This window comes from Bradyrhizobium sp. Ash2021, from assembly GCF_031202265.1.
Lineage (GTDB): Bacteria > Pseudomonadota > Alphaproteobacteria > Rhizobiales > Xanthobacteraceae > Bradyrhizobium.
Window position 1 is genome coordinate 5,058,347 of record NZ_CP100604.1, and the last position, 24,445, is coordinate 5,082,791.

The 24,445-nt window shown below is 62.3% G+C and carries 22 protein-coding genes and 1 pseudogene; 12 read left to right on the plus strand and 11 right to left on the minus strand.

Features of this window, described 5'->3' with window-relative positions:
* The first annotated feature begins 243 nt into the window (after positions 1 to 243).
* Genes NL528_RS24245 through NL528_RS24265 form a run of 5 tightly spaced genes read left to right on the plus strand, consistent with a single transcriptional unit; the run spans position 244 to position 4,859 of the window.
* The gene (locus NL528_RS24245; protein ID WP_309176966.1) at positions 244 to 1,056 is read left to right on the plus strand and encodes a nucleoside phosphorylase; all 813 of its coding nucleotides are present in this window, start codon (positions 244 to 246) and stop codon (positions 1,054 to 1,056) included.
* A complete protein-coding gene (locus tag NL528_RS24250; RefSeq protein ID WP_309176967.1) occupies positions 1,053 to 1,757 on the plus strand; it encodes a TIGR04282 family arsenosugar biosynthesis glycosyltransferase in 705 nt (234 codons plus the stop codon). The genes NL528_RS24245 and NL528_RS24250 overlap by 4 nt, the downstream gene beginning before the upstream one ends.
* The gene (locus NL528_RS24255) at positions 1,754 to 3,064 is read left to right on the plus strand and encodes a glycosyltransferase 87 family protein (protein ID WP_309176968.1); all 1,311 of its coding nucleotides are present in this window, start codon (positions 1,754 to 1,756) and stop codon (positions 3,062 to 3,064) included. The genes NL528_RS24250 and NL528_RS24255 overlap by 4 nt, the downstream gene beginning before the upstream one ends.
* Positions 3,061 to 4,140: a radical SAM protein gene (locus NL528_RS24260; protein ID WP_309176969.1), complete on the plus strand. Its 1,080-nt coding sequence runs from the start codon at positions 3,061 to 3,063 to the stop codon at positions 4,138 to 4,140. The genes NL528_RS24255 and NL528_RS24260 overlap by 4 nt, the downstream gene beginning before the upstream one ends.
* Positions 4,125 to 4,859: a glycosyltransferase family 2 protein gene (locus tag NL528_RS24265; protein ID WP_309176970.1), complete on the plus strand. Its 735-nt coding sequence runs from the start codon at positions 4,125 to 4,127 to the stop codon at positions 4,857 to 4,859. The genes NL528_RS24260 and NL528_RS24265 overlap by 16 nt, the downstream gene beginning before the upstream one ends.
* Here NL528_RS24265 and NL528_RS24270 read toward each other — a convergent pair whose 3' ends face one another.
* From NL528_RS24270 to NL528_RS24295, 7 genes and pseudogenes are all read right to left on the minus strand, one after another.
* Positions 4,860 to 5,597 (minus strand): methyltransferase domain-containing protein, encoded by a 738-nt coding sequence (locus tag NL528_RS24270; RefSeq protein ID WP_309176971.1) that lies wholly within the window; start codon positions 5,595 to 5,597, stop codon positions 4,860 to 4,862.
* 18 nt (positions 5,598 to 5,615) lie between these two features.
* Positions 5,616 to 6,269 carry a TQO small subunit DoxD gene (locus tag NL528_RS24275; RefSeq protein WP_309176972.1) on the minus strand — a complete coding sequence of 218 codons (654 nt, stop codon included), beginning with the start codon at positions 6,267 to 6,269 and terminating at the stop codon, positions 5,616 to 5,618.
* A 130-nt stretch (positions 6,270 to 6,399) separates the two neighbouring features.
* Positions 6,400 to 7,146 carry a hypothetical protein gene (locus NL528_RS24280; RefSeq protein ID WP_309176973.1) on the minus strand — a complete coding sequence of 249 codons (747 nt, stop codon included), beginning with the start codon at positions 7,144 to 7,146 and terminating at the stop codon, positions 6,400 to 6,402.
* A 129-nt stretch (positions 7,147 to 7,275) separates the two neighbouring features.
* Positions 7,276 to 7,404, minus strand: a pseudogene (locus NL528_RS47205) (hypothetical protein); the annotation flags it as partial.
* Positions 7,347 to 7,496, minus strand: a complete 150-nt coding sequence (locus NL528_RS24285; protein ID WP_309176974.1) for a hypothetical protein — start codon at positions 7,494 to 7,496, stop codon at positions 7,347 to 7,349. The gene NL528_RS24285 and the pseudogene NL528_RS47205, both read right to left, overlap by 58 nt.
* A gap of 61 nt (positions 7,497 to 7,557) precedes the next feature.
* Complete coding sequence (locus tag NL528_RS24290) at positions 7,558 to 8,160, minus strand: hypothetical protein (RefSeq protein ID WP_309176975.1); 603 nt, start codon at positions 8,158 to 8,160, stop codon at positions 7,558 to 7,560.
* Positions 8,161 to 8,165: 5 nt separating this feature from the next.
* Entirely contained in the window at positions 8,166 to 8,660 is a 495-nt protein-coding gene (locus NL528_RS24295; RefSeq protein ID WP_309176976.1) for a PEGA domain-containing protein, read from the minus strand.
* A 764-nt stretch (positions 8,661 to 9,424) separates the two neighbouring features.
* Here NL528_RS24295 and NL528_RS24300 point away from each other — a divergent pair.
* The gene (locus NL528_RS24300; protein ID WP_309176977.1) at positions 9,425 to 10,345 is read left to right on the plus strand and encodes a septal ring lytic transglycosylase RlpA family protein; all 921 of its coding nucleotides are present in this window, start codon (positions 9,425 to 9,427) and stop codon (positions 10,343 to 10,345) included.
* On the opposite strand, the gene NL528_RS24305 is transcribed toward NL528_RS24300, so the two are convergent.
* The gene (locus tag NL528_RS24305; RefSeq protein ID WP_309176978.1) at positions 10,339 to 11,280 is read right to left on the minus strand and encodes an alpha/beta hydrolase; all 942 of its coding nucleotides are present in this window, start codon (positions 11,278 to 11,280) and stop codon (positions 10,339 to 10,341) included. The two genes, NL528_RS24300 and NL528_RS24305, sit on opposite strands and share 7 nt — an antisense overlap.
* 165 nt (positions 11,281 to 11,445) lie before the next feature.
* On the opposite strand from NL528_RS24305, the gene NL528_RS24310 reads away from it, so the two are divergent.
* The 6 genes from NL528_RS24310 to NL528_RS24335 are packed head-to-tail and all read left to right on the plus strand — an operon-like array spanning position 11,446 to position 18,051.
* The gene (locus NL528_RS24310; protein ID WP_309176979.1) at positions 11,446 to 12,705 is read left to right on the plus strand and encodes a D-alanyl-D-alanine carboxypeptidase family protein; all 1,260 of its coding nucleotides are present in this window, start codon (positions 11,446 to 11,448) and stop codon (positions 12,703 to 12,705) included.
* A gap of 2 nt (positions 12,706 to 12,707) precedes the next feature.
* Positions 12,708 to 13,394, plus strand: coding sequence for a dTMP kinase (gene tmk / locus NL528_RS24315; protein WP_309176980.1), 687 nt, complete (start codon positions 12,708 to 12,710; stop codon positions 13,392 to 13,394).
* On the plus strand, positions 13,391 to 14,431 hold the full coding sequence (locus NL528_RS24320) for a DNA polymerase III subunit delta' (protein ID WP_309176981.1): 1,041 nt from the start codon (positions 13,391 to 13,393) through the stop codon (positions 14,429 to 14,431). Before tmk ends, NL528_RS24320 begins: the two co-directional genes overlap by 4 nt.
* Before the next feature lie 55 nt (positions 14,432 to 14,486).
* Positions 14,487 to 16,445, plus strand: a complete 1,959-nt coding sequence (metG, locus tag NL528_RS24325) for a methionine--tRNA ligase (protein WP_309176982.1) — start codon at positions 14,487 to 14,489, stop codon at positions 16,443 to 16,445.
* A 14-nt stretch (positions 16,446 to 16,459) separates the two neighbouring features.
* Complete coding sequence (locus tag NL528_RS24330; RefSeq protein ID WP_309176983.1) at positions 16,460 to 17,251, plus strand: TatD family hydrolase; 792 nt, start codon at positions 16,460 to 16,462, stop codon at positions 17,249 to 17,251.
* Positions 17,248 to 18,051 carry an MBL fold metallo-hydrolase gene (locus tag NL528_RS24335; protein WP_309176984.1) on the plus strand — a complete coding sequence of 268 codons (804 nt, stop codon included), beginning with the start codon at positions 17,248 to 17,250 and terminating at the stop codon, positions 18,049 to 18,051. The genes NL528_RS24330 and NL528_RS24335 overlap by 4 nt, the downstream gene beginning before the upstream one ends.
* A gap of 39 nt (positions 18,052 to 18,090) precedes the next feature.
* On the opposite strand, the gene NL528_RS24340 is transcribed toward NL528_RS24335, so the two are convergent.
* From NL528_RS24340 to NL528_RS24350, 3 genes are read right to left on the minus strand one after another with little or no spacing between them, the layout of a single operon-like run.
* The gene (locus tag NL528_RS24340; RefSeq protein WP_309176985.1) at positions 18,091 to 19,740 is read right to left on the minus strand and encodes an acyl-CoA synthetase; all 1,650 of its coding nucleotides are present in this window, start codon (positions 19,738 to 19,740) and stop codon (positions 18,091 to 18,093) included.
* A 29-nt stretch (positions 19,741 to 19,769) separates the two neighbouring features.
* On the minus strand, positions 19,770 to 21,668 hold the full coding sequence (locus NL528_RS24345; protein WP_309176986.1) for a TRAP transporter large permease subunit: 1,899 nt from the start codon (positions 21,666 to 21,668) through the stop codon (positions 19,770 to 19,772).
* A gap of 21 nt (positions 21,669 to 21,689) precedes the next feature.
* On the minus strand, positions 21,690 to 22,709 hold the full coding sequence (locus NL528_RS24350) for a TRAP transporter substrate-binding protein (protein WP_309176987.1): 1,020 nt from the start codon (positions 22,707 to 22,709) through the stop codon (positions 21,690 to 21,692).
* Positions 22,710 to 24,445: the final 1,736 nt, after the last annotated feature.

Consider the following 24,445-nt stretch of genomic DNA (forward strand, 5'->3'; position numbering starts at 1 on the left):
GATCAACAAGACCTGCTTTGCTCATGATATATCTGCATTGTGGCGATGTGGCGGGATCGGATTTTTGCGGAGAACCCCTATTCGACTAGTACGTTGTCGAGGGGCGTTTGTTTCATCGTTCAAATTTATTTTTTTCATGGCATCGGTCAGCCTCAGCTGCCGCACACTGATAGCCGGCGCTTGCCCGTTACCTGCGAGAACGCTACCAATGGCTGGGCATGGCTTAACGAGGTTTGTCTAGAGATGGCCGCAAATGACGGGGGTGTCCCGCCCATCCTCGCGCACAAGCATTATGCGCAGCCATCCGCCTTCACGCCCGAAAACCTGCTTCGCGAGGCGCGTCGGCAAAAGCAGATCGCGTCCTCAAGCGTCCCGGAGATCTGCGTCCTCGACCCTGACGGCGATATCTTGCGCAGCTTGGTCGCTCGCGGTGAAGCGCGGCTGGACAAGGGATGGGCGTGCTATCACACGCAGCTCTACACGTTCAGCCGCGATGGTCTAGCGTTCGGGATTGTCGGTTGCGCCGTCGGCGCGTCGTTTGCAGTGCTGATTGCCGAGGAAATGTTCGCCTCGGGCTGCAGGCTCCTGATCAGCGTGACGTCCTCGGGTCAGATCGTGCCGGTCCGCCCGCCGCCTTATTTCATCATCATCGATCGCGCGTTGCGCGACGAAGGCACGAGCTATCATTACGCGCCACCGTCGGACTATTCGCAGGCGGACGTCGGATTGATTTCGGCACTCAAAGGCGCCTTTGCAGAGTTTCCGGTCCCGGTGCTGACCGGCGCCACCTGGACCACCGACGCGCCATTTCGTGAGACGCAATCGGCGATCGACGCGATGGCGATGCGCAATCTGATGGCGGTGGAGATGGAGGCCGCGGCACTTTACGCCTTTGCGCAAGCCAGGCAGAAGTCTGTTTTGTGCTTTGCCCATGTGACCAACCAGATGGGGCGCGTCGACGGCGATTTTGAAAAGGGCGAGGCCGATGGCAGCCGTGATGCTCTTGAGCTCATCGCGATCGCCGCCGATCGACTGCGTTCGCGGGTTTTGCCGTGAGCGGTGCGGCGATCGGGATCATCTGCAAGGCGCCGTTGCCCGGCCGCTCGAAGACGCGGCTGGCGTCGGCGATCGGCACTGACGCCGCTTCGCAACTCTCGGCCTGTTTTCTGCGCGATGTCGCTGCCGCCATCGACGCTGTCCCGGAAGGTCTTGGCCGGCGCGGTTATGGCGTCTATGCGCCTGCGGGGACCGAGCAAATCATGCGCGAGCTGCTTCCGGCTGCGTTCGGGTTGCTGCTGCAGACGGGAGCGGATCTCGGCGAGGTCTTGCTGGGTTCGACGCGCGCGCTGCTCGACGCCGGACATGATTGTGTGCTGCTGGTCAATGGAGACAGCCCGACCCTGCCGACACGTTTCCTGGCGCAGGCGATCGATGCCTTGCGCGAACCCGGCGACCGCATGGTCCTGGGGCCGGCTAGCGACGGCGGCTATTACCTGATCGGCCTGAAACGTCCGCATCGGGAGCTGTTTTGCCAGATTGCTTGGGGAACGAGCACCGTGGCACGCGCCACATGCGAGCGCGCTAACGAGATCGGACTTGCCACGACGCTGCTGCCGGAATGGTACGATATCGACGACGTCGAAACGCTGCGCTGGCTGCAGGAGGAGTTGGCCGGCCGGTCGCACCGCTTTCGCGCAGGGGGATTTGCGCCGGCGAGTCGCGCCTTTCTCAAGGACGCGGCTGAGCTCAACCTATGAGTCCGCTAACGAGGCTGATCGGCGTTGCTGCCGCTTTAATCGCTCTGACCTCGGCGACCCCGTTTGCCTTTAGGATGCTTGGCGACAACGCCTACATAGCGCTGACCATGGTGGCGGCTTTGCTTACGATCGTCGCCACGCGCCTCGCGGAGCGGTTGCCGCCCGATCGCGTGCTGTGGCTGATCTTTTCGGTCGCGATCCTGCTGCGCGTCTATATGCTGTTATTCGATCCGTTGCTCTCAAGCGACATCTATCGCTACATCTGGGACGGCAAAGTTCAGGCTGCCGGCGTCAATCCCTATCGCTATTTTCCGGCCGATCCTGCGCTGGCATCCCTGCGCGACGCGGCGATCTTCCCGCATATCAACCGGGTCGATACGGCCGCCACCATATATCCGCCGGTCGCGCAATTCTTCTTTCTGGTCGTCACGCGGTTCAGCGAGAATGTCATCACGATGCGTCTTGCGATGCTTGGCTGCGAGGCCGTTACCGTCGCGCTGATTATGCTGTTCCTGCGGCGCATGGAGCAGGCGATCACGCGCGTGATCGCCTATCTCTGGCATCCGCTCCCGCTCTGGGAGATCGCCAATGGCGGCCATGTCGACGCGCTGATGGTCGCGCTGATGCTGGCGGGCTTGTGGGTTGCCTTGACCGGGAAGGCGCTGCGCGGCGCCGCCCTGATCGCGCTCTCGGCGCTGGTCAAGCCATACGTGGCGCCGGTGCTGGCTGGCGTCTGGCGCCCGTGGAATCTCAAAATGCCGCTCGTCGTGATCGCCGTCGTGGTGCTCTGTTATCTGCCGTATCTGTCGGTCGGCTGGGGCGTGTTCGGCTATCTGACCAAGGGCTATCTGACGGAAGAGGGGGTCACCGCCGGTTACGAGCTCTGGTTGCTCGCGCTGTGGCGGCTGGTGTTTGGCTCGCATCAAGGTGATGTCGCGGTCTACATGGTGCTGGCCGCGCTCACGGTGCTGGGCGCGTCGTTTGCCGCGGCCTTCCGCTCCGACCGCGGCATCGCGACGAGTCTCGCCAATATCAACATGCTGTTGCTGCTGACGCTACTGTTGGTGTCGCCGAACTACCCCTGGTACTTTCTGCTCATCACGCCATTCGTTCCCTTGTGCGGTTCCGCGCCGACCTGGGTCGTTTCGATCACGGCACTCATGCTGTCAGAGCAGCTGGACTGGGATTTCTACATTCCGAGAATTGTGACAAAATCGGTTCTGTTCGGAGGTCTGTTGCTGGCCTGGGCCTGGGTGGCCTGGACGAGCCGCCAGTCAAAGACCGCAAGCGCGGGATTATCGCAATGAGCCTTTCCGGCGAAACGCCAGCCCAGCGCGCGCCGTTCGATCCGCGCCGCTATCACGAGCAGGTCGCGGCCGAGCGCACGGCAGTGGCGGAGCGTCCGCCGGTTTGCCTCTATCTTGAGGTCACCAATCGCTGCAATCTGCTCTGCACCACCTGTCCGCGCACCTACGAGGAGCTCGAGCCGCCGGCGGATATGAGTTGGCAGCTGTTCACCTCAATCGTCGAACAGGCGCCTGATCTCGCGCGCGCGGTGCTGCATGGGGTCGGCGAGCCGATGCTGATCGCGAACCTGCCGCGGATGGTGCGCTATCTGAAAGACCGCGGCGTCTACGTTCTATTCAACACCAACGGTACCGTACTCAGGGAGCGCAACGGCCGCGCCTTGATCGACGCTGGCCTCGATGAGCTCCGGGTCTCGCTCGACGCCTCAAACCGCGAGAGCTTCAAGGCGATCCGAGGCCGCGATTACTTCAACCGCATTATCCGCAATGTGCGGGCGTTTCGTGAGCTGCAGGAGCGCGAAGGGTACGCAAAGCCGCAGGTGTCCGTCTGGCTCACCGGCCTCAAGGAAACCGTCGAGGAGTTGCCGGCCTTTGTGCAGGTCGCAGCCGAGGCTGGCGTCAAGGAAGTCTATCTGCAACGGCTGGTGTTCTTTGATGACGCGGCCATCGGCAAGGCGCAGCCGGATCAGGCGTTGTTCGAGCGGTTGACTGCGGAGGAGGCGGCCTATCTGAAGCAGGCCGAGGATCTGGCGCGCTCGCTTGGCATCACCTTCAGTGCGTCGGGTGCGGCGAGCGAGCCTGGCCTGAGCCTGAAGGGGAGCGGCGACGGTTCGCCGTGGTCGCTGTGCCGCCGGCCGTGGTCGCTGATGTATTTCACAGCCAACGGCCGCGCGCTGCCGTGTTGTATCGCGCCGTTCTCGCTACATGGTTACGACAATTATACGCTCGGCCATGCCGGGCAACAGTCGTTGCAGGAAATCTGGAACGGGGACGCTTATCGCGAATTTCGCGCGGCGTTGCTGTCAGATAAGCCGCCAAAGGCTTGCGCCAATTGCGGCCTATGCTGGAGCCTGTAACCGAGGTGATTAGCCTGCCGGTCGTCTCAGCGATCATTCCCTGTCTCGATGAGGAGACCGCGATTGGCCAGGTCGTAACCGCGGTGCTGGCGCAAAATGTCAGCGAGGTTGTCGTTGTCGATGGCGGCTCGAAGGACCGCACGGTCGAACGCGCAAAAGAAGCAGGCGCGCGCGTGATCGTCGAGCCGCGCCGCGGCTATGGCCGCGCCATCCAGGCCGGCATCGCCGCCGTGCGCGAGGATGCCGACATTCTCGTCTTCCTCGATGGCGACGGCAGCGATCCCGCCGAATTCATCCCGGCGCTGGTGTCGCCCATCGTCGCCGGCGAGGCTGTCTTCGTGCTCGGCTCGCGTGTGCGCGGAGTGCGCGAGCCCGGCAGCCTCGCGCCGCAACAGTTGCTTGCTGGTTATATTGGCGGGCTGCTGCTGCGGCTAGTCTATGGTGTGCGCTTCACCGACCTCTCGCCGTTTCGCGCCATCCGGCGTGATGCCCTCAGGCGTCTCGGCATGAAGGAAGAGACGTTCGGTTGGAACCTGGAAATGCTGATGCGGGTTGCGGCCGCCCGCTTGGCGGCGCTGGAGATCCCCGTCGGACAGCGGCGGCGGATCGGCGGCGTGTCGAAAGTCTCCGGCAATCTCGCAGCCGGCCTCAAGGCGGCTTGGTCGATCTCGACGACGTTTATCCGCCTCGCGCTTGCGCTGCGGCGCCAGCAGGCCTGATCAGCGCGCGCCGGCGCGATATTGGCAAGGAATGATGTCCTTGGGAGATTTCCGAGCCGCTGCGTCAGGCGGAGAGAACACCGCCAGATATCCCCCGTCGCCCGCGAGCTGATAGGTGGCGGTCGCGTGATAGCCGACCGCAGCAAGCTCGCAACGAAGCAGCTCGATCGGCGTGCCGTGCTCCGGCGTCGGACGTTCCTGGTCGACGATTCCGATCCGTGCGCCGGGCTTCAGCGCCGGTGAGAGATTATAGAGGAAGGCATAAGGCTGCGCGATCTCGTGATACATGTGTACCAGGATCGCCGCATCGAGCGATAAGGCGGGCAGGCGCGGATCGTGCGGCTCGCCGAGCGCGAGTTCGACATTGGTCAGTTTCAGCTGCTCGATGCGCTTGGCCAGTGCGGCGAGATAATTTTGCGTGATATCTTCCGCGATGACAGTTCCGGTCGGGCCGACACGCGGCGACAGACGCACCGTGTGATAGCCGCTGCCGGCGCCGATGTCGGCTACGGTCATGCCCGGCTTGATGTCGAGAAGGCGCGCGATCTGGCCGTCTTCCTTCAGGGCGTCGCGTCGATCCTCGGCCGAGCGGCTTGGGCTGACGATCGGCGCCACCGGTCGTCGTGGCGCAGGAAACTCGCTTGCAGGCACGCTCGACGGAGCAAGATAACCAATGTCAGCCGCCAATGAGCGCGCCGCCACCAGCGTGGCAACGAGCGCCGCTGCGCCGGCCAACATGCCTCTCGCCACCACCCGCTAGCCCGCGATGTGGAAGAACCAGCCGATCAGCCCCTTGCCGTCGCGCACGTCGGCGACGTTGCGGCGGAGCCAGGCATCAAGACCAAGACTGCGGCCGGCGGCCTCCACGGCGAACAGGAACATCAGCACGGCGAGGAACATGTAGGTCCACGGCCACTCCGAGGAATTGTCGTAAAGTCCGAGCCAGAGTTGCAGCGTATAGGCGATCGCGAGCACCCCCACGAAGCGCACCGCAAGCCCAAGCATCAGCGATCCCGCGAACACCAGCTCGGCAAGAAAGACGATGGGGCCGAAGATCGACATGTGGGTCAACACGACATCCTTCAGGAAGTCGCGGTGAAACTGGAACGCCGCGTTGGTCGACTCCTGCTCGGTCCAGTATTGCAAGCCGTCGGACAATGGCAGGGGCAGCTTCCACAACATGCCCTGAAACCACATACAGCCGATCAGCATGCGGGCGAACCAGACGCCGAGATGGCGGCCGGTCCGTTGCGCTGGATCCTCCTGCCAATTCTTGAACGCCACCACCGTTCCGATGATCAGAAGGGCGTAGAACAGCGCAAGCACCAGAAAACGCCACTCTCCGAGTTTTTGAAAATCGCCGGTGTTTGCCGTCAAGAACGTCCAGGCATCGCTGAAGGGATTGGCCATGAGCGCGTACTCCAAGGAAATCGATCGGTTATGGGCCTGTCTTAACTGAGGAGGCGCGCCGCGCAAATACTCAGGCGACGCGCCCCTCAAAGGTTATTACGCGAGAGAACGCCGGTTTATTACGCCGACGTCACTGTGCGTTGATCCAGTTGTCCGATCCCGTCAGTTTGACCGATACATCGGTGAAGAAAAGCCGAAAGTCTTTTCCGTCGATTTTGCCGTGGTGATCCATTGAGATCAGCAGCGGCCCGGCCTTTCTGTAATCGATGTAGTCGGCCATCACGAGCTTGGGTGGTGGCGTGGGAGCGCCACGGTGGTAGACGATCTGCCGGATTCGCTTGTCGGAGCCCAAATAGAGGTCCCATGTGTCGCCGGGCTGATAGCCGGCGTCGGGGTATTTCACCGAGATCTTTTGCGCGGACCCGTCGCTGAGCGGAAGCGTCTGCGTGCCCTCGTCGGTCCCCGCCACGCCGTCCCAAACAATGCGGATCGCCAGGATCAGCCAATACTGATCGTTCATGAAATCCGGATCGAGGGCCTTGATGGCATCGCTCTGCTTGTCGAGCTCCGAGCGTTTGTAGGTCGCCTTGACCTCTTTGCCATCCTTGTCCTTGCCGTCGTATGACACGGTATCGGTCTTGGGGCTCCATTGCCAGCTGCGGGCGATCGTGCCGAACGGGGCCTGGACATTCCAAGTGTATCGGATCGCCTCGATTTGCCCAAAAGAATCGAGCCCGTACGCTTTGGCTACGTCGATCATCGGCGAGCTCTGCGCCTGTGACGGCGCAGGGAGGAGCAATAACACGCCGATCACTAGCAGAAAGCGCATCAGATTGGCTCTCACGTTCCAGCACATCTCAGCAAAAATTCGGGTCATGTTGCGCTCCGTGTTGTCTTTCATCCAACTTCGGTCGACCGACCTGTCGCCGGTTCCGGCAGGACGTTCCATTATACCACTCAGCGTCGCAACGATGCGTGAAACTGTCGATTGAAGCACGCCAAGCTCTCGCCGAGCCGCGGAGAAACTGCCACATCGTGCGACTCGCACGAACAGGCGCAGGACGTGGATATGATTATTCAGGACCACCAGCTTGGTGCGGCCCTGGTGGAAGCATCGCCCTCGTAGAAGTTCCACTGATCCGGGCTCGCAATAAATCCTGCAATTGTTACGACCGGCGACTCCTTGCCGTGCGTTCCACTTTCGTCGAGATAGGCCGTCATGACCATTGGGCGGCTCTTTCAGTAGGTCGCTAAAAACGCTGCAGCGGACAGAATATCCGTTCCTCGATTACCCCGGCATCATCGTCTTGCGTGCGATGTCCCGGTATTCATCCAACATGTCAGTCCTAAATGCCGTTTGGGTCTGGCAGAGGTGCTGCAGGGTGGCCGCGAGCCGACCAACGATTCCAACCAGGGTCCGGAGTTCGGCAAACGAAATCGACTTCGTCATCTCCTCCGGCGTGAGGTGCGCAATTCCCAGGTTGCGCAGATGCACAAGTCGCCCGTGTACCTTCCAGTCAATCTCGCCGTAGATTTGCCGGAACTCTTCGATCAGCTCGGTTCGTGACGGTTCAAGGACGTCTGGTCCGTGCCGATCTTCCAGCGCCTGAAAAAGCGTCGCCACCACCTCGGGGTCCTTCAAGAGGCGATGAACCGCTTGAAAGCTCAAGTCATCGCGGTCGAGCAGCATCGACACCCGCAGAGCAACCATCATGAGCGCGTCACGATGAAGGACCGAGACAGGTTGACGCCAATCGCCATGCGGGTCATCCGGCGTCAACAATAGATCATTCAGTCCATCGGCTGACCCGAACGACCACGCGCATCGGGTCGCCACCGTGATGAGCCGGTGGGCATGGGCCAAGATGAATTCGGCACCGGGGGCGGACATGGCAATCAATTCCTGGGGCAATGTTTGGGGCAATGTTGCGAATAATGGGCTATAATTGAACGATACCGCCCTATAACGAAACAGATTAGAGCGACCCTATAACGCGCTGAAAAATAGCACGAAAAAGGGCTCAATATCATGAGATGATATGAGCCCCTTTCGTATTTCAAGACCGGTGCCTTAAACCACTCGGCCACCCTTCCGTCTTTGGAAGTCAGCGGCTTAGCAAAGCCGGCGGCACCGGTCGCCGGAACCTCTTTTATCAACGGGACGACTTCCGGCTCGTAACCTTCCTTGGCGAAACTGACGGTGATGTCGGCGCTGCGCTTGGCCACAATGGCGCAGGGCGTGATGCATGCGGTCGGAACCTCGAGGCCGGAGATGGTGGCCTCGGCTCCTGACGGCGTCGATGAAATGCTGATATTTTCAGTCGTCCCGCGTGTCACGGACGCGCAGCCACCCACCGCCGCGGCGAGCGCCACGACTCCCAAAACACGCATTGATTGATCTCCCCAAGCCCGGCGGCATCCAACCGCAACCGGAGGGTGAGATCAATAGCAACTGCTCGAAGATCGTTAATTTACGCACGCGCGTGGAGGCAGCGTTCCGGCACCCGCTCTTTCGGCCTAGTTGAACGCGAAAGCGATCAAGCTCGAGCACAAAAGCACGAGGCTCGCGGTGGTCAGTGCGAGGAACCCGTCGGAGACAATGTCGTGGTTGCGCATGTTACACCTGCCACTGTCGATTCTCGTCCGAATTTATTAAAGCTTTCGGAATCGCCGATTGGCAGCGGTGACGCGTCTCTCCGCCCCGGGGCTCAAGCCCTTGAGCGAAAACCTTCGAATGCATGAGCGAGAAAAATCCCGGCGCTCACCAGGCCCATCACCGCTGTAACCGTCTCAATCATCGCAAACTTCCTTTGCGCCCCGGCACCCACCAAACGACTGCCGCGTTGCACAGTCAAAAAGATTCATTTGTCTGGATCGAAGATCCGGCCGAGTGATGATTTGTTGCAACAGGTTGTTTGAATGCGGGACAGGGCAGGCGTGATCCGGCCGCGATTAGCCCGTGATCGGCGGTCCGGGGCCGCAATTTCGCGGGCCGCCGCGGAAACCATTGATTCACCACGCGGGGGCTGACCCCATTTCCGCCGTGTTCCAGTTGCGATATCTTCATGCCTTGGTGCGGAGGTGGGCCGCATCGTGGTTTATGGCTGTTCAAGCCTCCGAGTAGGCATGCGGCCAGTGGAATGGTAATTGGGGCGATGGGGATTCGACGGCCAAATTCGATCGTCCTGGTAGCGCGTGGCGTTGCCGCGGTGGCAACCTGCCTCGTGCTCGCCAACTGCGCCTCGTCGAACAAGTTCGCCAGCCGCGTTGATCCCAGATACGGCGTTTCCAGTAGCCCCCGGGTCGTTGCCTTCGGAGAACCCGTGCCGAAGGGCGGCGGCACCTACCGGGTCGGCAAGCCCTATACTGTCGGCGGACGGGTCTATGTGCCCGAAGAAGATGCCGAGTATCGCGAGGAGGGCATGGCCTCCTGGTACGGCGATGATTTCCACGGCCGGCTGACCGCCAATGGCGAAGTGTTCGACATGGGCTCGTTGACCGCCGCCCATCCCACCCTGCCGATGCCGTGCTACGCGCGCGTCACCAATCTCCGGAATGGCAAATCGCTGATCGTTCGCGTCAATGACCGCGGACCCTACCACGGCAATCGCCTCATAGATGTCTCGAACAAAGCCGCGGAACTTCTTGAATTCAAAGGCAATGGTGTCGCCCGCGTTCGCGTCGAATATGTCGGTCGCGCGCCGCTCGAAGGCTCCGACGACCGCCAGTTGATTGCGACCTTGCGCACCGGCGTTCCCGCGCCATCGCCGTCCACGGTCCGAATCGCGTCCGCCCGCCCGTTCGTGCCGGAACTTTCGTCATCCGCCGGCCGGATCCGGGGCGAGGTTCCAATGCCGGAAGGGCGGCCCTACAGCCTTGGCAATACCTCCGCCGATTACGCCTCGATCAATGCCACCTCGGAAATGTCGGCCTCCAGCCGCTCCCGCGGCCGGGTGCCGGAGAATCGCCGCGCGGTGTCCTACGAGAGCGACGATCGTTATGCGGCCGGGCCGAGCTACATGCCGATCGATCCGCGCGGCCCCGCCGAAGTGCTGAGCGGGCGCGGGCTCTACTGAGTTTTCAGAAACGCGATCAGGGCCGCGTTGACCTCGTCGGGGCGCTCCTGCTGGACCCAGTGACCGGCGCCCTCAAGGATCAGCTTTTTCCGCAGGTTGGGCAGCACCCGTTCCATATCGCCGATACGCTTGGCGCCGATCAGGCCGGTGACGACGGAGTCCTTCGATCCCGCAATGAACAATGAGGGCTGATGGATCTGCGCGCCCTGCCAGGGCGCGGTCAGCTCCCAGTTGCGGTCGAGGTTGCGATACCAGTTGAGCCCGCCGCGAAAGCCGGACTTTGTGTAGGCCTCGGCAAAATAGGCGATGTCGGTTTCATCGAGCCAATGCGGCAGCGGCAGGTCGGCGCGTAAATTGCCCAGGAATCCCTTGCCTTCGTCGATGAACAGCGAATTGGGATCGGACACGCCGCGCCCCAGGACCATCCGCATGGTCTGCGCGATATCGCGCTCGAACTCGGCTTCGGCAACACCCGGCGCCTGGAAATACTGCCAGTAGAAATTGGTAATGCCGCCTTCACGCAGGCTATCGAGCGGCCGGCCGCGGCCACGAAGAGGGGGCGGGACGCTGAGGCCCGCCACCCTGGTGAATATCTCGGGCCTGAACATCGCCGCGTGCCAGGCAACCGGCGCGCCCCAGTCGTGGCCGATGATGACGGCCTGTTTCTCGCCGAGGGCGGCGACCAGCGCGACCATGTCGCCGACCGTGTCAAAGATGCTGTAGGCGCCGGTATCGGCCGGTGCGCTGGTCCGGCCGAACCCTCGCATGTCGGGCGCCACGACATGGAAGCCGGCCTCGGCCAGGGCGGGGATCTGATGCCGCCAGGAATAGGACAGTTCGGGCCAGCCGTGGCAAAGTACCACCAGCGGACCCTCACCTTGTTCGAGGACGAACAGCTCAATCCCGTTGGCGGAAAGAGTGCGTGAGGTGGGCATCGCGTTTCCGCCTTGTTTGCCGGATTTTGTTGAGCAACGGCTTGGTGCGCAGGATAGGTTCCTTTGTCCCGCGCCGCAATCCGATCAGGTCGGGGGAAGTCCCAAAACCTCAGTTGTTTGCGATACTTCCAACTGTTAGAACGCCTGCCATTCAGGACATCGCCGATGGCAACCGAGACAGCAACTTCCCGCAAATCTGGCGCCGCGGCCGGACGACCTTGGCGCAGCCTGATCGCGGCTGTGGTTGCGCTGGGCGTCGGATGGGGCGGGATCGTCTTCGCCGCCAACAACAGCGTGCAGGGCGCCAAGAAGGAAGAGAACGGGTTTGACGGCGATGCGCCGACCGCGATCCTGATCGAGGCGTCCAGCGGCAGCGTGCTGTTCGAGAAGAACGCCGATGAACTGCGGGCGCCCTCCAGCATGATGAAGCTGATGACGGCCGAGGTGGTGTTCAACGCCATCAAGAAAGGCGACGTCAAACTCACCGACGAGTACCGGGTCAGCGAAAACGCCTGGCGACGGGGCGGCGCGCCCTCCGGCACTTCGACGATGTTCGCGGCCATCAACAGCAAGATTTCGGTCGACGATCTCCTGCACGGCGCGATCATCCCGAGCGGCAACGACGCCTGCATCGCGCTCGCCGAGGGCATCGCCGGTAACGAGCGGACCTTTGCGACCGACTTCATGACCAAGCGCGCCCGCGAACTTGGCATGACCAAGTCGACTTTTGGCAATTCCAACGGACTGCCCGATCCCGCCAACAAGATGACGGTGCGGGAACTCTCAAAACTCGCGCGTTATGTCATCCAGACTTACCCCGAGTTCTACAAACTTTTCGGCGAGAAGGAGTTCACCTGGAACAAAATCCGGCAGCAGAACCGCAATCCGCTGTTGAACTCGCTCACCGGCGCCGACGGGCTGAAGACCGGCTACACCAAGGAAGGCGGCTACGGCATGGTCGGCTCGGCGGTCCAGAACGACACCCGGCTGATCGTCGTGGTCAACGGCCTCGAGGATCCCGAAGACCGCGCCACCGAAGCCAAGAAGATGCTGGAATGGGGTTTTCACAGTTTCGAGACGCGGACATTGTTCGCGGCAAACCAGCAGATCGGCTACGCCAAGGTGTTCGGCGGCGATAGCCGCTCGGTGAAGCTCGCCAGCCCCGAGCCGATCAAGGTGATGGTTCCAAAGAACGGCAATGAGAAATTGATCGCCCGCATCGTCTATAACGGGCCGGTGCGTGCACCGATCCAGTCCGGCCAGCGGGTTGGCTTGGTGCGGGTATGGCGCGGCGCCAATGTTGCCATGGAAGCGCCGGTTTACGCGGCGGAAGCGGTCGCTACAGGTTCGACCGTGCGCCGCGCGATCGATGGAGCCAGCGAACTCGTCATCGGCATGTTTCGCGCGAGCGCAGAGAAGCTCTGACCATGGCCGAGGCAGCGGTCAAGCGGACTTCCGGGCGCGGAAAGTTCATTTCATTTGAGGGCGGCGAGGGCTCGGGAAAGTCCACCCAGATCAAGAAACTCGCCGATCGCCTCGATGCGGTAAAGCTGCGGGCCATCGTCACGCGCGAGCCCGGCGGATCGCCGGGCGCCGAAGTCATCCGGCATCTGTTGCTGTCCGGAATGGGCAAGCTGCTCGGTCCCGACGCCGAGACGCTGCTGTTTGCCGCCGCGCGCGACGACCATGTGCGCACGGTGATCCAGCCCGCGCTCACCCAGGGTATCTGGGTGCTGTGCGACCGCTTCTTTGACTCGACGCGGGCCTATCAGGGCAGGCTGGGGCAGGTCGCTCCCGGCGTGCTCAACGCGATGCAGCGGGTCACCATCGGCGACCTCAAGCCGGACCTGACCATCATCCTCGACGTCCCCGTCGAAGTCGGCCTGCAGCGCGCCGCAGCCCGCCGCGGCAGCGGGGCGCCTGACCGGTTCGAGGCCGAAGACATCAAATTCCATCAGGATCTGCGCGACGCCTACCGGCAAATTGCCGCTGACGATCCGCAGCGCTGCGTGCTGATCGACGCCAATGCCGATGCCGAGACGGTCGCCGCCAAGGTCTGGACCGCCTTGCGCGATCATCTGTTCGCGATCCCTAACGCGGCCAGCACCGCATGAGCGCCCGCAAGACCGAGCAGGAGATCGCGGTCCGGCACCCGCGCGAAACGCCGGACCTGTTCGGGCATCGCGAGGCGGAGACCGCCTTGCTGAACGCCTACCGCAGCGGCCGGATTCCGCATGCCTGGCTGATCGGGGGCGCGCAGGGGATCGGCAAGGCGACGCTGGCCTATCGCATGGCGCGGTTCGTGCTCACCCATCGCAATCCACAGGCCGCCTCCGTGCAACGGGCCGGGACGCTCGCGGTCGATCCAACGGATTCGGTTGCGCGGCAGATCACGGCCGGCGCCCATGGCGGGTTGCTCGTGCTCGAGCGCGGCCTCAATGACCGTGGCGTGCTGCGCACCGTCATCACCGTCGACGAAACGCGGGAGACGATTTCGTTCTTCGGCTCGACCGCGGCCGTCGACGGCTGGCGGGTCTGCATTGTCGATACCGTCGACGAGCTCAATCCGAATGCGGCGAACGCGCTGCTCAAAATCCTGGAGGAGCCGCCGCAGCAATCGCTGTTTCTTCTGGTCAGTCACGCGCCGTCGCGGGTGTTGCCGACCATCCTGTCGCGCTGCCGCAAATTGCCGCTGCGGCCGCTGGCCGCCAGCGACGTCATGCGTGCGGCCGCTGGTGCCACGGAGATCGCAGCCGACGATCCCGCACTTGCCGAGACGGCCGCACCATCGGAGGGAAGCGTCGGGCGCGCGCTGAACCTGCTCGGCGGCGATGCGTTGAAACTGCAGCAGCGAACCGCGGCGCTGTTGGCGACGCTGCCGCGGGTCGATCCGCGCGAACTGCATGCGCTGGGCGATGCGCTCGGCACCAGCGACCGCGTCGCGCTTGCGGCTTTCATCGACGGTATCGATCGCTGGATCTCGGAAAAACTGCACGTCGACGACGCCAACGCGAATCTGCCGCGCCTTGCACGGCTGGCGGAGGTATGGGAAAAGATCGTCCGCGCCGCGCGCGACACCGAATCGTACAATCTGGAACGAAAACCGCTGGTTTTCTCGGTATTCTCGATGCTTGCGGAAGCGACGCGGTAGGCGCTCCGCCTAGATATCAATCCCGACAAGCCTGTTTGAACACCTAAAGGAATTCGTGGTGGCTGCTAAGAAAAAACCTTCCAAGAAGAAGAAAGCGAAGAAGGCATCGCCGCGCGCCGCCAAGGCCGCGCCGAAAAAACGCGCCAAGAAAAGCACAGCTGCGGCGAAGAAAACTGCCAAGAAGGCGGCCAAGAAAACCAGCAGGAAAACCACCAAAAAATCGAAGAAGGCTGCCAGGAAGCCTGCCGAGAAAAAGACCGTCAAAAAATCAGTCAGAAAATCCGCGAAGACGACGTCTGCGAAGAAGGCGACTCCGAAGGAGAAAGCGGCTCCAAAATCGCCAGGCTCCGCCCCCCAGCAAACGAGCGCGCCCGCCAAAATCCGGAAGCCGAAAGCCGTAGCGCCTGCCAGCACGGCCACTCGGACCGCAAAGCCCGCTCCGGCAGCAAGGCCCGCGCCGGCCGCCTCGCGCGAAAACATTTTCTACATCACGACCGCGATCGCCTATCCAAACGGCGTGCCGCATATCGGCCACGCCTATGAAGCGATCGCGACCGATGCGCTGGCGCGGTTCCAGCGGCTCAACGGCAAGGACGTGTTTTTCCTGACCGGGACCGACGAGCACGGCCTAAAAATGGTCCAGACGGCCGAGGCTGAAAAGCTGCCGACGATGGAAGTCGCGACCCGCAATGCGCTCTTATTCAAGCAGATGGACGAGCGTCTGAACGTCTCGTTCGACCGCTTCATCCGCACCACGGAGCCCGAGCATCACCGTTCGGTTCAGGTGGTCTGGAATCGCATGCAACAGAACGGCGACATCTATATCGACACCTATTCCGGCTGGTATTCGGTGCGCGATGAAGCCTACTACGCCGAAGAAGAGACGGTTGTCGGCGAAGACAATGTGCGCCGCGGCCCGCAGGGCTCGCCGGTGGAGTGGGTCGAGGAGAAGAGCTACTTCTTCAAGCTGTCGGCCTATCAGGACCGATTGCTGGCGCTGTACGAGAACCAGCCCGATTTCATCGGACCGGATTCACGCCGCAACGAAGTGATCAGCTTCGTGAAGGGGGGCTTGAGGGACCTGTCGATCTCGCGCACCACGTTCGATTGGGGCGTCAAGGTGCCGACCGACCCCGAACACGTGATGTATGTCTGGGTCGACGCCCTGACCAACTACATCACCGGCGTCGGCTTTCCCGACGAGAGCAGCGAGACCTGGCGCTACTGGCCGGCCGACGTGCACATCATCGGCAAGGACATCATCCGCTTCCACGCGGTGTACTGGCCGGCGTTCCTGATGTCGGCCGGGATTCCGGTGCAGAAGCGGGTCTATGCGCACGGCTTCCTGTTCAACAGGGGCGAGAAGATGTCGAAGTCGGTCGGCAATGTCGTCGATCCCTTCAATCTCGCCGATCAATACGGCGTCGACCAGATGCGCTATTTCTTCCTGCGCGAGGTGCCGTTCGGGCAGGACGGCAATTACAACCACGAAGCCATCGTCGCGCGGATCAATGCCGATCTCGCCAACGATCTCGGCAATCTGGCGCAGCGCTCGCTGTCGATGATCGCGAAGCAGCTCGGCGGCATCCTGCCGGAGCCGGGCGAATTCAGCGACAACGACAAGGCGATCCTGGCGCAGGCCGATGGCATGCTGGAGTTGTCGCGGACCGCAATGGCGACGCAGCAGATCCATCAATGGCTGAACGCGGTCTGGGCCGTGGTGGCGGAAGCCAACCGCTATTTCGCGGGCGAAGCGCCGTGGGCGCTGGCGAAGACCGATCCGGCGCGGCAGAAAACGGTGCTGTACGTCACCGCCGAAGTCGTGCGCCAGATCGCGATCCTGGCGCAGGCGGCGATGCCGGAAGCGTCGGCAAAGCTGCTGGACAGTCTCGGGGTTCCCCACGACGCGCGCAACTTCGCCGCCCTCGGCGGCGCAACGCGCATTGCCGCGGGCACGGCCTTGCCGGCGCCGGTCGGCGTATTCCCGCGCTATGTCGAACCCAAAGTGGATTGAGCGGTTCGGACGCCATGCTGGTCGACAGTCACTGCCATCTCGACTTTCCCGATTTTGCCGAGGATCTCGACGCCATCGTCGCGCGCGCCGAGACCGCCGGCATTGGGCGCATCGTCACGATCTCGACCCGGGTGAAACGGCTCGCCGCGCTGCTGGCGATCGTCGAACGGTTTCCCAACGTCTATTGTTCGGTCGGCACTCATCCGCATCAGGCCGATGAGGAAGACGGCATTCCCGCTGATGAGCTGATCGAGCTGACAAAGCATCCAAAAGTCGTGGCGCTGGGCGAGGCGGGGCTGGATTACTTCTATCAGCACGGCTCACGCGAGGCACAGGAGCGCGGCTTTCGCGCCCATATCGCCGCCGCCCGCGCGACCGGCCTGCCGCTGGTGATCCACACCCGCGACGCCGATGCGGATTGCGGCCACATCCTCGAAGACGAGATCGGCAAGGGGCCATTCAAGGCCGTGCTGCATTGCTACACCGGCGGGCGAGACCTGGCGATGAAAGCGATCTCGCTGGGGCTGTCGATTTCATTCACGGGCATTCTGACGTTCAAGAAATCCGAGAGCCTGCGCGCGCTCGCGGCCGAGCTTCCGGCTGACCGCATCATGGTCGAGACCGACTCGCCGTATCTGGCGCCCGGAAAGTTCCGCGGCAAGCGCAACGAGCCGTCTTACGTGGTGGAGGTCGCAAAAGTGCTGGCGGAAACGCGCGGCGTCTCGCTGGAAGAGATTTCGCGGCAGACCAGCGAAAACTTCTTCCGCCTGTTCTCAAAAGTGCCCGCGCCGAAAGCTGTGGCATGACGCTGACGCTGACGATCCTCGGCTGTGGTTCTTCGGCCGGTGTACCCCGTCCGGCACTCGGCTGGGGTGCCTGCGATCCCAACAATCCGAAAAACCGGCGCCGCCGTTGTTCGCTGCTCGCCGAGCGGACGTCGGAGCATGGCACCACGCGGGTCGTGATCGATACTTCGCCGGACCTGCGCGAGCAATTGATCGATACCCATGTCGATCACATCGACGCGGTATTTCTGACCCACGAGCATGCCGACCAGACCCACGGCATCGATGATCTCCGTTCGGTCGTGCTGCATCAGCGCCGCCGCATTCCGGTCTATTTCAATCAGTCGACCGCCAAGGACATCATGGCGCGGTTTTCCTATTGCTTCATCGCGCCCGAGGGCAGCGATTATCCGCCGATCCTGAACCGTCATTCGATCGAAGCCGGTGAGAGCCGCACCATCGAAGGGAAGGGCCGCGCGCTGACCCTGTCCGCGTTTCTGGTTCAGCACGGAAATATCCCGGCGCTCGGCTATCGCATCGGCGATGCCGCCTACACGCCCGATCTCCACGACATCCCCGAAGAGAGCTGGCCGGCGCTGGAAAACCTCGATCTCTGGATCGTCGACGGGCTGCGTTATGCCGGACATCCCAGCCATTTCAGCGTCAGCGACGCGCTGTCCTGGATCGACCGCTTCAAGCCGAAGCGTGCCGTCATCACCAACATGCATTCCGACCTCGACTATGAGGTGCTGCGCAAGAGCCTGCCGGCCGGGGTGATTCCGGCCTATGACGGCATGCGGCTTGTGCTCGAGCACGGCTAATTTTAGCCCGTCGTTCGTTGGGACGACGGGTTGGTGTGCTTACGCCGAAATCGCCTTCGCCGAATCCACCTGATTGCGCAGCATGAATTTTTGAATTTTTCCCGTCGACGTCTTCGGAATCGATCCGAATACGACTGCCTTCGGCGTCTTGAAGCCTGACATGTGGCTGCGGCAGAAGGCGATGATCTCGGCTTCCGTCGCGCGTGCGCCGTCCTTCAGCTCGACGAAGGCGCAGGGCACTTCGCCCCATTTCGGATCGGGTTTTGCGACCACGGCCGCGAACAGCACCGCGGGGTGCTTGTAGAGGATATCCTCGACCTCGACGGAGGAGATGTTCTCGCCGCCCGAGATGATGATGTCCTTGGAGCGATCCTTGATGATGACATAGCCGTGCTCATCGAGCACGCCGAGATCGCCGGTGTGGAACCAGCCGCCGGCAAAGGCTTCGCGCGTGGCCTTCGCGTTCTTCAAATAACCCTTCATCACGATATTGCCGCGGAACATCACCTCGCCGATGGTCTCGCCGTCACGCGGCACCTCGCGCATGGTTTCGGGATCGAGCACGGTGACGCCTTCCTGCAGCGGGTAGGACACACCCTGCCGCCGCTTGAGCTGAGCGCGCTGGTTCGCGGCCAGGTCGTCCCAGCCCGGCTGTTCGGCGCAGACGGAAGCGGGGCCGTAGACTTCGGTGAGACCGTAGACATGCGTCAGCTTGACGCCGATGCGCTCGGCCCCTTCGAGCACCGCGACAGGTGGTGCGGCGCCCGCGATCAGCCCGACCACCGGCCGCGCGGCGCCGCCCTCCGGCGCGCCGGGCGCGTTGATCAGCGTGTTGTAGACGATCGGCGCGCCGCACATGTGGGTGACGCCGTGCTTCGGGATCAGTTCGAAGATCTTGGCGGGATCGACCTTGCGCAGGCAGACGTTAACGCCGGCGGCGGCAGCAATGGTCCAGGGAAAGCACCAGCCGTTGCAGTGGAACATCGGCAGCGTCCAGAGATAGACCGGATGCTGGCCGAGATTGCCTGCCAGGATGTTGCTGACAGCGTTGAGATAGGCGCCGCGGTGATGGGTCACCACGCCCTTGGGATTGCCGGTGGTGCCCGAAGTGTAGCTCAGCGCAATCGCGTCCCATTCGTCGTCCGGAAGCTTTGCAACGAAACCCGGATCGCCCTGCGATACCGCCGCCTCATATTCGAGTTCGCCGATCCGTTTGCCGCCGACATAGGAGGCATCGTCGACGTCGATCACAAAGGGCTTTGGACCCTTCACCAGCGTCAGCGCTTCCGCAATCACGCTCGCGAATTCCGGATCGACCAGAATGATCCTGGCGCCGCCATGATCGAGCTGGAACGCAATCGAGGGCGCGTCGAGCCGGATGTTGAGCGCGTTCAGCACGGCGCCGGCCATCGGCACCGCAAAGTGCAGCTCGTTCATCGCAGGGATGTTCGGCAGCATCGCCGCCACGGTGTCGCCATGACCGATGCCGCGGCCGGCGAGATACGACGCAAAGCGCCGGCAGCGCGCGTAGGTTTCCGACCAGGTAAAACTGCGGCCTTCATAGACCGTGCTGACGTGATCGGGATAGACCGCGGCCGAGCGCGCCAGGAAGCTTAGCGGCGTCAGCGGCACATAGTTTGCCGGCGTCTTGTCCAGTCCGATGCTGTATTGGTTTTGGGCTGCGCTCATCGGCTTTGTCCCATCTCACGAAGTGAATTTTACAAGAACCCGATCGAAATCCACGGGAAGATCGCCACGATGACGAGGCCGATCATCAGCGCCAGCAGATAACCCCAGATCGGCCTGATGCCATCGGCCGGATCGACCTTTCCAATGGCGCAGGCGGCATAATAGCCCACTCCAAACGGCGGCGCGAACAATCCGATGCCCATCGCGAGGATGATGATCATCGCATAATGCACCTCGTGGACGCCGACGGCGCGGGCGATCGGAAACAGCAGCGGCCCGAACAGCACGATCGCCGGAATGCCCTCGAGCACGCTGCCGAGGATCGTGAACGCCAGGATCGACACCGCGATGAACGACGCCGAACCGCCGGGCAGGCCAGTCATGGCGGCGGCCAGCGCGCGCGAAAACCCTGATTGCGTCAGGCCCCAGGCCATGCCGGTCGCGCAGCCGATGATCAACAGGATCGCCCCCGACAGGCAGGCCGTCTCGACCAGCATTGGCACAATCCGCCGCCAGTCGAAATTGCGGTAGATCAAAAGGCCGTAAATCAAAAAGCCGACCAGGAACGCGTAGACGATGCCGATGGTCGAGACCTCGGTCGCGGTCGCGATGCCCTCGACCACGGCGTAGCGGATCACGAACGGCAACGCCAATGCGGGCAGGGCGATGACGAGCGCACGGACGATCTCGCTGCCGCTGGCTTTAGTGACGTGCTGCAGATCCTCGCCGCGGTAGCGCCACCAGACCAGCGCCGACAGCGTGATCGCCAGCACCACGCCCGGCAGCAATCCGCCGGTGAACAGCGCCGCGATCGATACCCCCGTCACCGAGCCGATCGTGATCAGCACAAGGCTCGGCGGGATGGTCTCGGTCTGCGCGCCGGTCGCGGCGAGCAGGGCGACGAGATCGCCTGGCTTGGCGCCGCGCGCCTTCATTTCCGGAAACAGCACCGGCGCCACGGCGGCCATGTCGGCGGCCTTCGAGCCCGATATGCCCGAGACCAGATACATCGCGCCGACCAGCACGTAATGCAGCCCGCCGCGGACATGGCCGAGCAAACTTGCCAGAAACGCCACCATGGCCCGCGCCATGCCGGTCATCTCGATCAGGAGCCCTAAAAACACGAACAGCGGCACCGACAGCAGGATCAGATGGCTCATGCCTTCGTCCATGCGGCCGACCAGCACCATCAGCGGCGTATTCGTGGTCAGCGCCAGGTAGCCATAGGTGGCGAGCCCAAATCCGAACGCGATCGGAACGCCGGCGAAGACGCAAAAGCCGGCTACGCCGACAAAGAAGATGATCAGGTTGATATTGCCGAGCGGCTTCAGCCAGCCCTTCAAGAGCCAGAACACCGCAATCACCAGGGCGACCGACAGGATCGCGCCGAGCACGGTGCGAAAATTGCTGGCGCGCGCGAGCCGCAACAACGCAAACAGCGCCATCAGGCAGATACCGACCGGCAATGCGGCCGCGCGCCAACTGTTGAGGATCTGCAGCGCCGGCGTGGTGATAAAGCTTTCCTCGTAGGCGTAGTCGTAGGCCGGCCAGGCGATCATCAACAGGAACGCGAGCGCGGCGCAGGTCGCGATCAGATCGAGATAGGCCCGCATCGCGGGTCGGGCGTTGGCGACGATCGCGGTCATCCGCATGTGCTCGGCGCGGCGGAACGCGACCGCGGCACCCAGCATCGCCAGCCACAGGAACAGGATCGAGGCCAGTTCGTCCGACCAGATCAGCGGACTGTGCAGTCCGTAGCGCGACACCACGCCGGCGAACAGGATGACGATTTCGGCTATCACCAGCAGCGCCGCCGGGATTTCGACCAGCATTCCCAGGGCATGTTCGACCGAGGCCAATGCCGAACGGCGGCGAGGGGGCTGATCCACCTCGCCGGCCATGATTTCACTCAGTTCGGCATGAGCCATGACGGCCCCCTGCACTAAAAATTACGACAGCTTGCCGACGGATTTTTCGAGCAACGCCCAGGCCTGGTCGCCGTATTTGCCCTTCCATTCCGCATAGAACCCGGCGGAACGAAGCTTTTCACGGAACGGCGCGACATCGGGCTGGTTGAACACCAGACCCTTGGACTCGAGTTCGCTACGCAAATTGGCATTCAACTTGGCCGTATCGCCGCGCTCGTTCACCGCCGCCGCATTGATGTTCTTGGCGACGATGGCGCGGACGTCCTCGGGAATCTTCTCCCAGGCGCGGCGATTGGCGAGGAACCAAAAACCGTCCCACATGTGGTTGGTCAGCGAGCAGTATTTCTGCACTTCGTACAGTTTCGCGGTCGAGATCAGCGCCAGCGGATTTTCCTGGCCTTCGACGATCTTGGTTTGCAGCGCCGAATAGACCTCGCTGAAATTGATCGAGGCGGGCGAGGCGTCGAACGCCTTGAACATCGAGGTCCAGAGCGGCGAGACCGGCACGCGGATTTTGAAGCCCTTGTAATCGTCTGGGCTCGTGATCGGCTTGGTCGATGACGTGGTCTGGCGGAACCCGTTGTCCCAGATCTTGTCCATGGGCACGAGACCGGCCTTGCCGATTTCGCCGCGCACATAGGCGCCGAGATCGCCGTCCATCGCCTTCCAGACCGTATTGTAGTCCGGGAAAGCAAAGCCGATGCCGTTGATCGAGGCCGCCGGAACCAGGGTCGCCAGGATCAGGCCGGACAGCGTGAAGAATTCGATGCCGCCGGAGCGGATCTGGCTCAGCATGTCGGTATCGGAACCGAGCTGGTTATTCGGGAAAATCTGCAGGTCGAACCGGCCGTTGGTCTCGGCCTTGATCGCTGCCGACATTTCCTTGGCGCGCACGTTCATCGGATGCGAGTCCGGCGCGTTGTTGGCATATTTATAGGTGAATTCGGCCGTCTGGGCCCGCGCGACAAGCGGCGCGCCGATGCCGCCCAAAACCGCTGACGCAGCGGATGCCTTCAGAAGCGTGCGTCGTGAAAAGCTCATCCTTGGTCTCCCTTGAGGCTTGTTGTTCTTGTGAGATGCAATCCTATACGGACCTGATGCCGCGCGGTCATCAGTGATCTCGTACGCGATCTGGTTAGCGGGCTTATTGCAGCGTCCGCCGGCCGCGGCAATATCGGCTTTCGGCGAGCGGACGGACGGACGGCGAAGCCCGAGCGCCGGCCGCGCGTTTGGATACGAACCAGCTGGTCGACGGCATCCCGGCACGATCGTCAGGTTGGCGGCCGAACTGACTTAGTTTGGAAGGAATTCCGCCTAAACATCTGATCTAATTATAGATATAAATATTCCATAATATACCTTATGCGAATTGCGGATATGGGCATAGTGCTTGTCGGTATCGGCTGTCACGTAACCCCGTCGATGACGGCGCTTCAGCGAAACCAGGGATCTCGCCATAGAACTTTTGATGTTCGCTGAGGCTTCGGCCCCCCATTCCTACGCCAATCTGGGTGACGCCCTCTCATGCCCGGGCGGCAACAGGCCGCACACGGTTGCCGTCGGGATCGAACAACCGTCGGGGCCTTTCCACGCCCTCTCGCGATCATGAGTTCGCGGTAGCCGCTTTGTGGGGGGTCTGGCAGCGGCTCCATGTGGCGATTCAGCTTGACCACCGACCCCATCGCGTCGTGTCGGTACTGCTTCTGTCCGCGACGAACGGGCAGCATACGGTCAAAGCGACGAGCGACGAGCAGAACCGGGGCTACGTCCGGTCGTCGACGTCCCGTTGCTCCCCCGGCCGGCTGGTCACCTGGCAATTGAATCTGTAACGCGCGTTTCAAGCAGAGTTGAGTTTCCCAGGCGGAATTTAATCAAACGGGCGCGATCTCTCCTACATCGACAGCGAAGGCATCCGCATTGGATGTTGCAAGCCGATAGCTGGCGTTCGAACAGCACGCTCGCCTCACGAGCGTGATCACTTCGTCTTGTGTCTCCACGCGGGCACGCACCCGATCGCTACAGGAGAAATGACAATGGTTTCATTCAAAACTCTCGCAGCGGCTGTGCTCCTGTCAGCGACAGCGGCGGCGCCAGCATTTGCGCAAGCTGCCATCCAGGAGCCGGGCCTTTTCTCGTTCTATTATCCCAATCTGGACGTTCTGAATGGAGGGACGCCAACTCCTGCTGCCAGGTTGTCTCGCGACTGGCCCGCGTTGAGGGGAGCGTGTGCGGCGATCGGCGCAGGCGTTGCTTATTGCGGCGACCGCTACGGCTCTTACGATTTCGCGCCTGCCGCATTGTCCCGCCATCATGGCCGTCGTCATCACCGGATGTGACTGCAGAAGCTCACGCTTCGTTGAAAGCGCGTGATGGAATGTTTCCCAAGGCTGGCCGCTCTCCACAATAAGGAGCCGAACGCTTTCTTGGCTTCTGCCACCATATGGAGAAACAAATGACCAAAGTGACCTTCGTGTCGGCCGCGCTGATCGCCGCAGTCGTATTCACAAGTCAGGCTATGGCTGCTCGGAACGATGTCGCGGCACGGCACGCCACGACCAAGGCCCATACGAGCGCTACGGACTGTGTGCGGGCTCCAAGCGTCGGCGCGTTTGCCTCGGATCCCTATACGGTGCCCCCGTGTATGCCCAACACCGCTATCGATACGTTCCAATAGCGACGAAGAATTCGGGCTGGCAGACCTCGCCAGCCCGACTGCCTTGAGAATCCACTCGGAGTCCGCTCTGTCGTTCGCCCTACCCCTCTGCACGGGGATTCGC

Bases quoted from the DNA above. Each gene is read 5' to 3' on its own strand.
- NL528_RS24245 (WP_309176966.1), top strand. From the start codon at position 244: ATGGCCGCAAATGACGGGGGTGTCCCGCCCATCCTCGCGCACAAGCAT.
- NL528_RS24330 (WP_309176983.1), top strand. From the start codon at position 16,460: ATGCTGGTCGACAGTCACTGCCATCTCGACTTTCCCGATTTTGCCGAG.
- NL528_RS24345 (WP_309176986.1), bottom strand. From the start codon at position 21,668: ATGGCTCATGCCGAACTGAGTGAAATCATGGCCGGCGAGGTGGATCAG.
- NL528_RS24300 (WP_309176977.1), top strand. From the start codon at position 9,425: ATGGGGATTCGACGGCCAAATTCGATCGTCCTGGTAGCGCGTGGCGTT.
- NL528_RS24280 (WP_309176973.1), bottom strand. From the start codon at position 7,146: ATGACCCGAATTTTTGCTGAGATGTGCTGGAACGTGAGAGCCAATCTG.
- tmk (WP_309176980.1), top strand. From the start codon at position 12,708: ATGGCCGAGGCAGCGGTCAAGCGGACTTCCGGGCGCGGAAAGTTCATT.
- NL528_RS24340 (WP_309176985.1), bottom strand. From the start codon at position 19,740: ATGAGCGCAGCCCAAAACCAATACAGCATCGGACTGGACAAGACGCCG.
- NL528_RS24260 (WP_309176969.1), top strand. From the start codon at position 3,061: ATGAGCCTTTCCGGCGAAACGCCAGCCCAGCGCGCGCCGTTCGATCCG.
- NL528_RS24305 (WP_309176978.1), bottom strand. From the start codon at position 11,280: ATGCCCACCTCACGCACTCTTTCCGCCAACGGGATTGAGCTGTTCGTC.
- NL528_RS24290 (WP_309176975.1), bottom strand. From the start codon at position 8,160: ATGTCCGCCCCCGGTGCCGAATTCATCTTGGCCCATGCCCACCGGCTC.
- NL528_RS24335 (WP_309176984.1), top strand. From the start codon at position 17,248: ATGACGCTGACGCTGACGATCCTCGGCTGTGGTTCTTCGGCCGGTGTA.
- NL528_RS24265 (WP_309176970.1), top strand. From the start codon at position 4,125: ATGCTGGAGCCTGTAACCGAGGTGATTAGCCTGCCGGTCGTCTCAGCG.
- NL528_RS24270 (WP_309176971.1), bottom strand. From the start codon at position 5,597: ATGTTGGCCGGCGCAGCGGCGCTCGTTGCCACGCTGGTGGCGGCGCGC.
- NL528_RS24310 (WP_309176979.1), top strand. From the start codon at position 11,446: ATGGCAACCGAGACAGCAACTTCCCGCAAATCTGGCGCCGCGGCCGGA.
- NL528_RS24350 (WP_309176987.1), bottom strand. From the start codon at position 22,709: ATGAGCTTTTCACGACGCACGCTTCTGAAGGCATCCGCTGCGTCAGCG.
- NL528_RS24320 (WP_309176981.1), top strand. From the start codon at position 13,391: ATGAGCGCCCGCAAGACCGAGCAGGAGATCGCGGTCCGGCACCCGCGC.
- NL528_RS24295 (WP_309176976.1), bottom strand. From the start codon at position 8,660: ATGCGTGTTTTGGGAGTCGTGGCGCTCGCCGCGGCGGTGGGTGGCTGC.
- NL528_RS24275 (WP_309176972.1), bottom strand. From the start codon at position 6,269: ATGGCCAATCCCTTCAGCGATGCCTGGACGTTCTTGACGGCAAACACC.
- NL528_RS24255 (WP_309176968.1), top strand. From the start codon at position 1,754: ATGAGTCCGCTAACGAGGCTGATCGGCGTTGCTGCCGCTTTAATCGCT.
- NL528_RS24285 (WP_309176974.1), bottom strand. From the start codon at position 7,496: ATGGTCATGACGGCCTATCTCGACGAAAGTGGAACGCACGGCAAGGAG.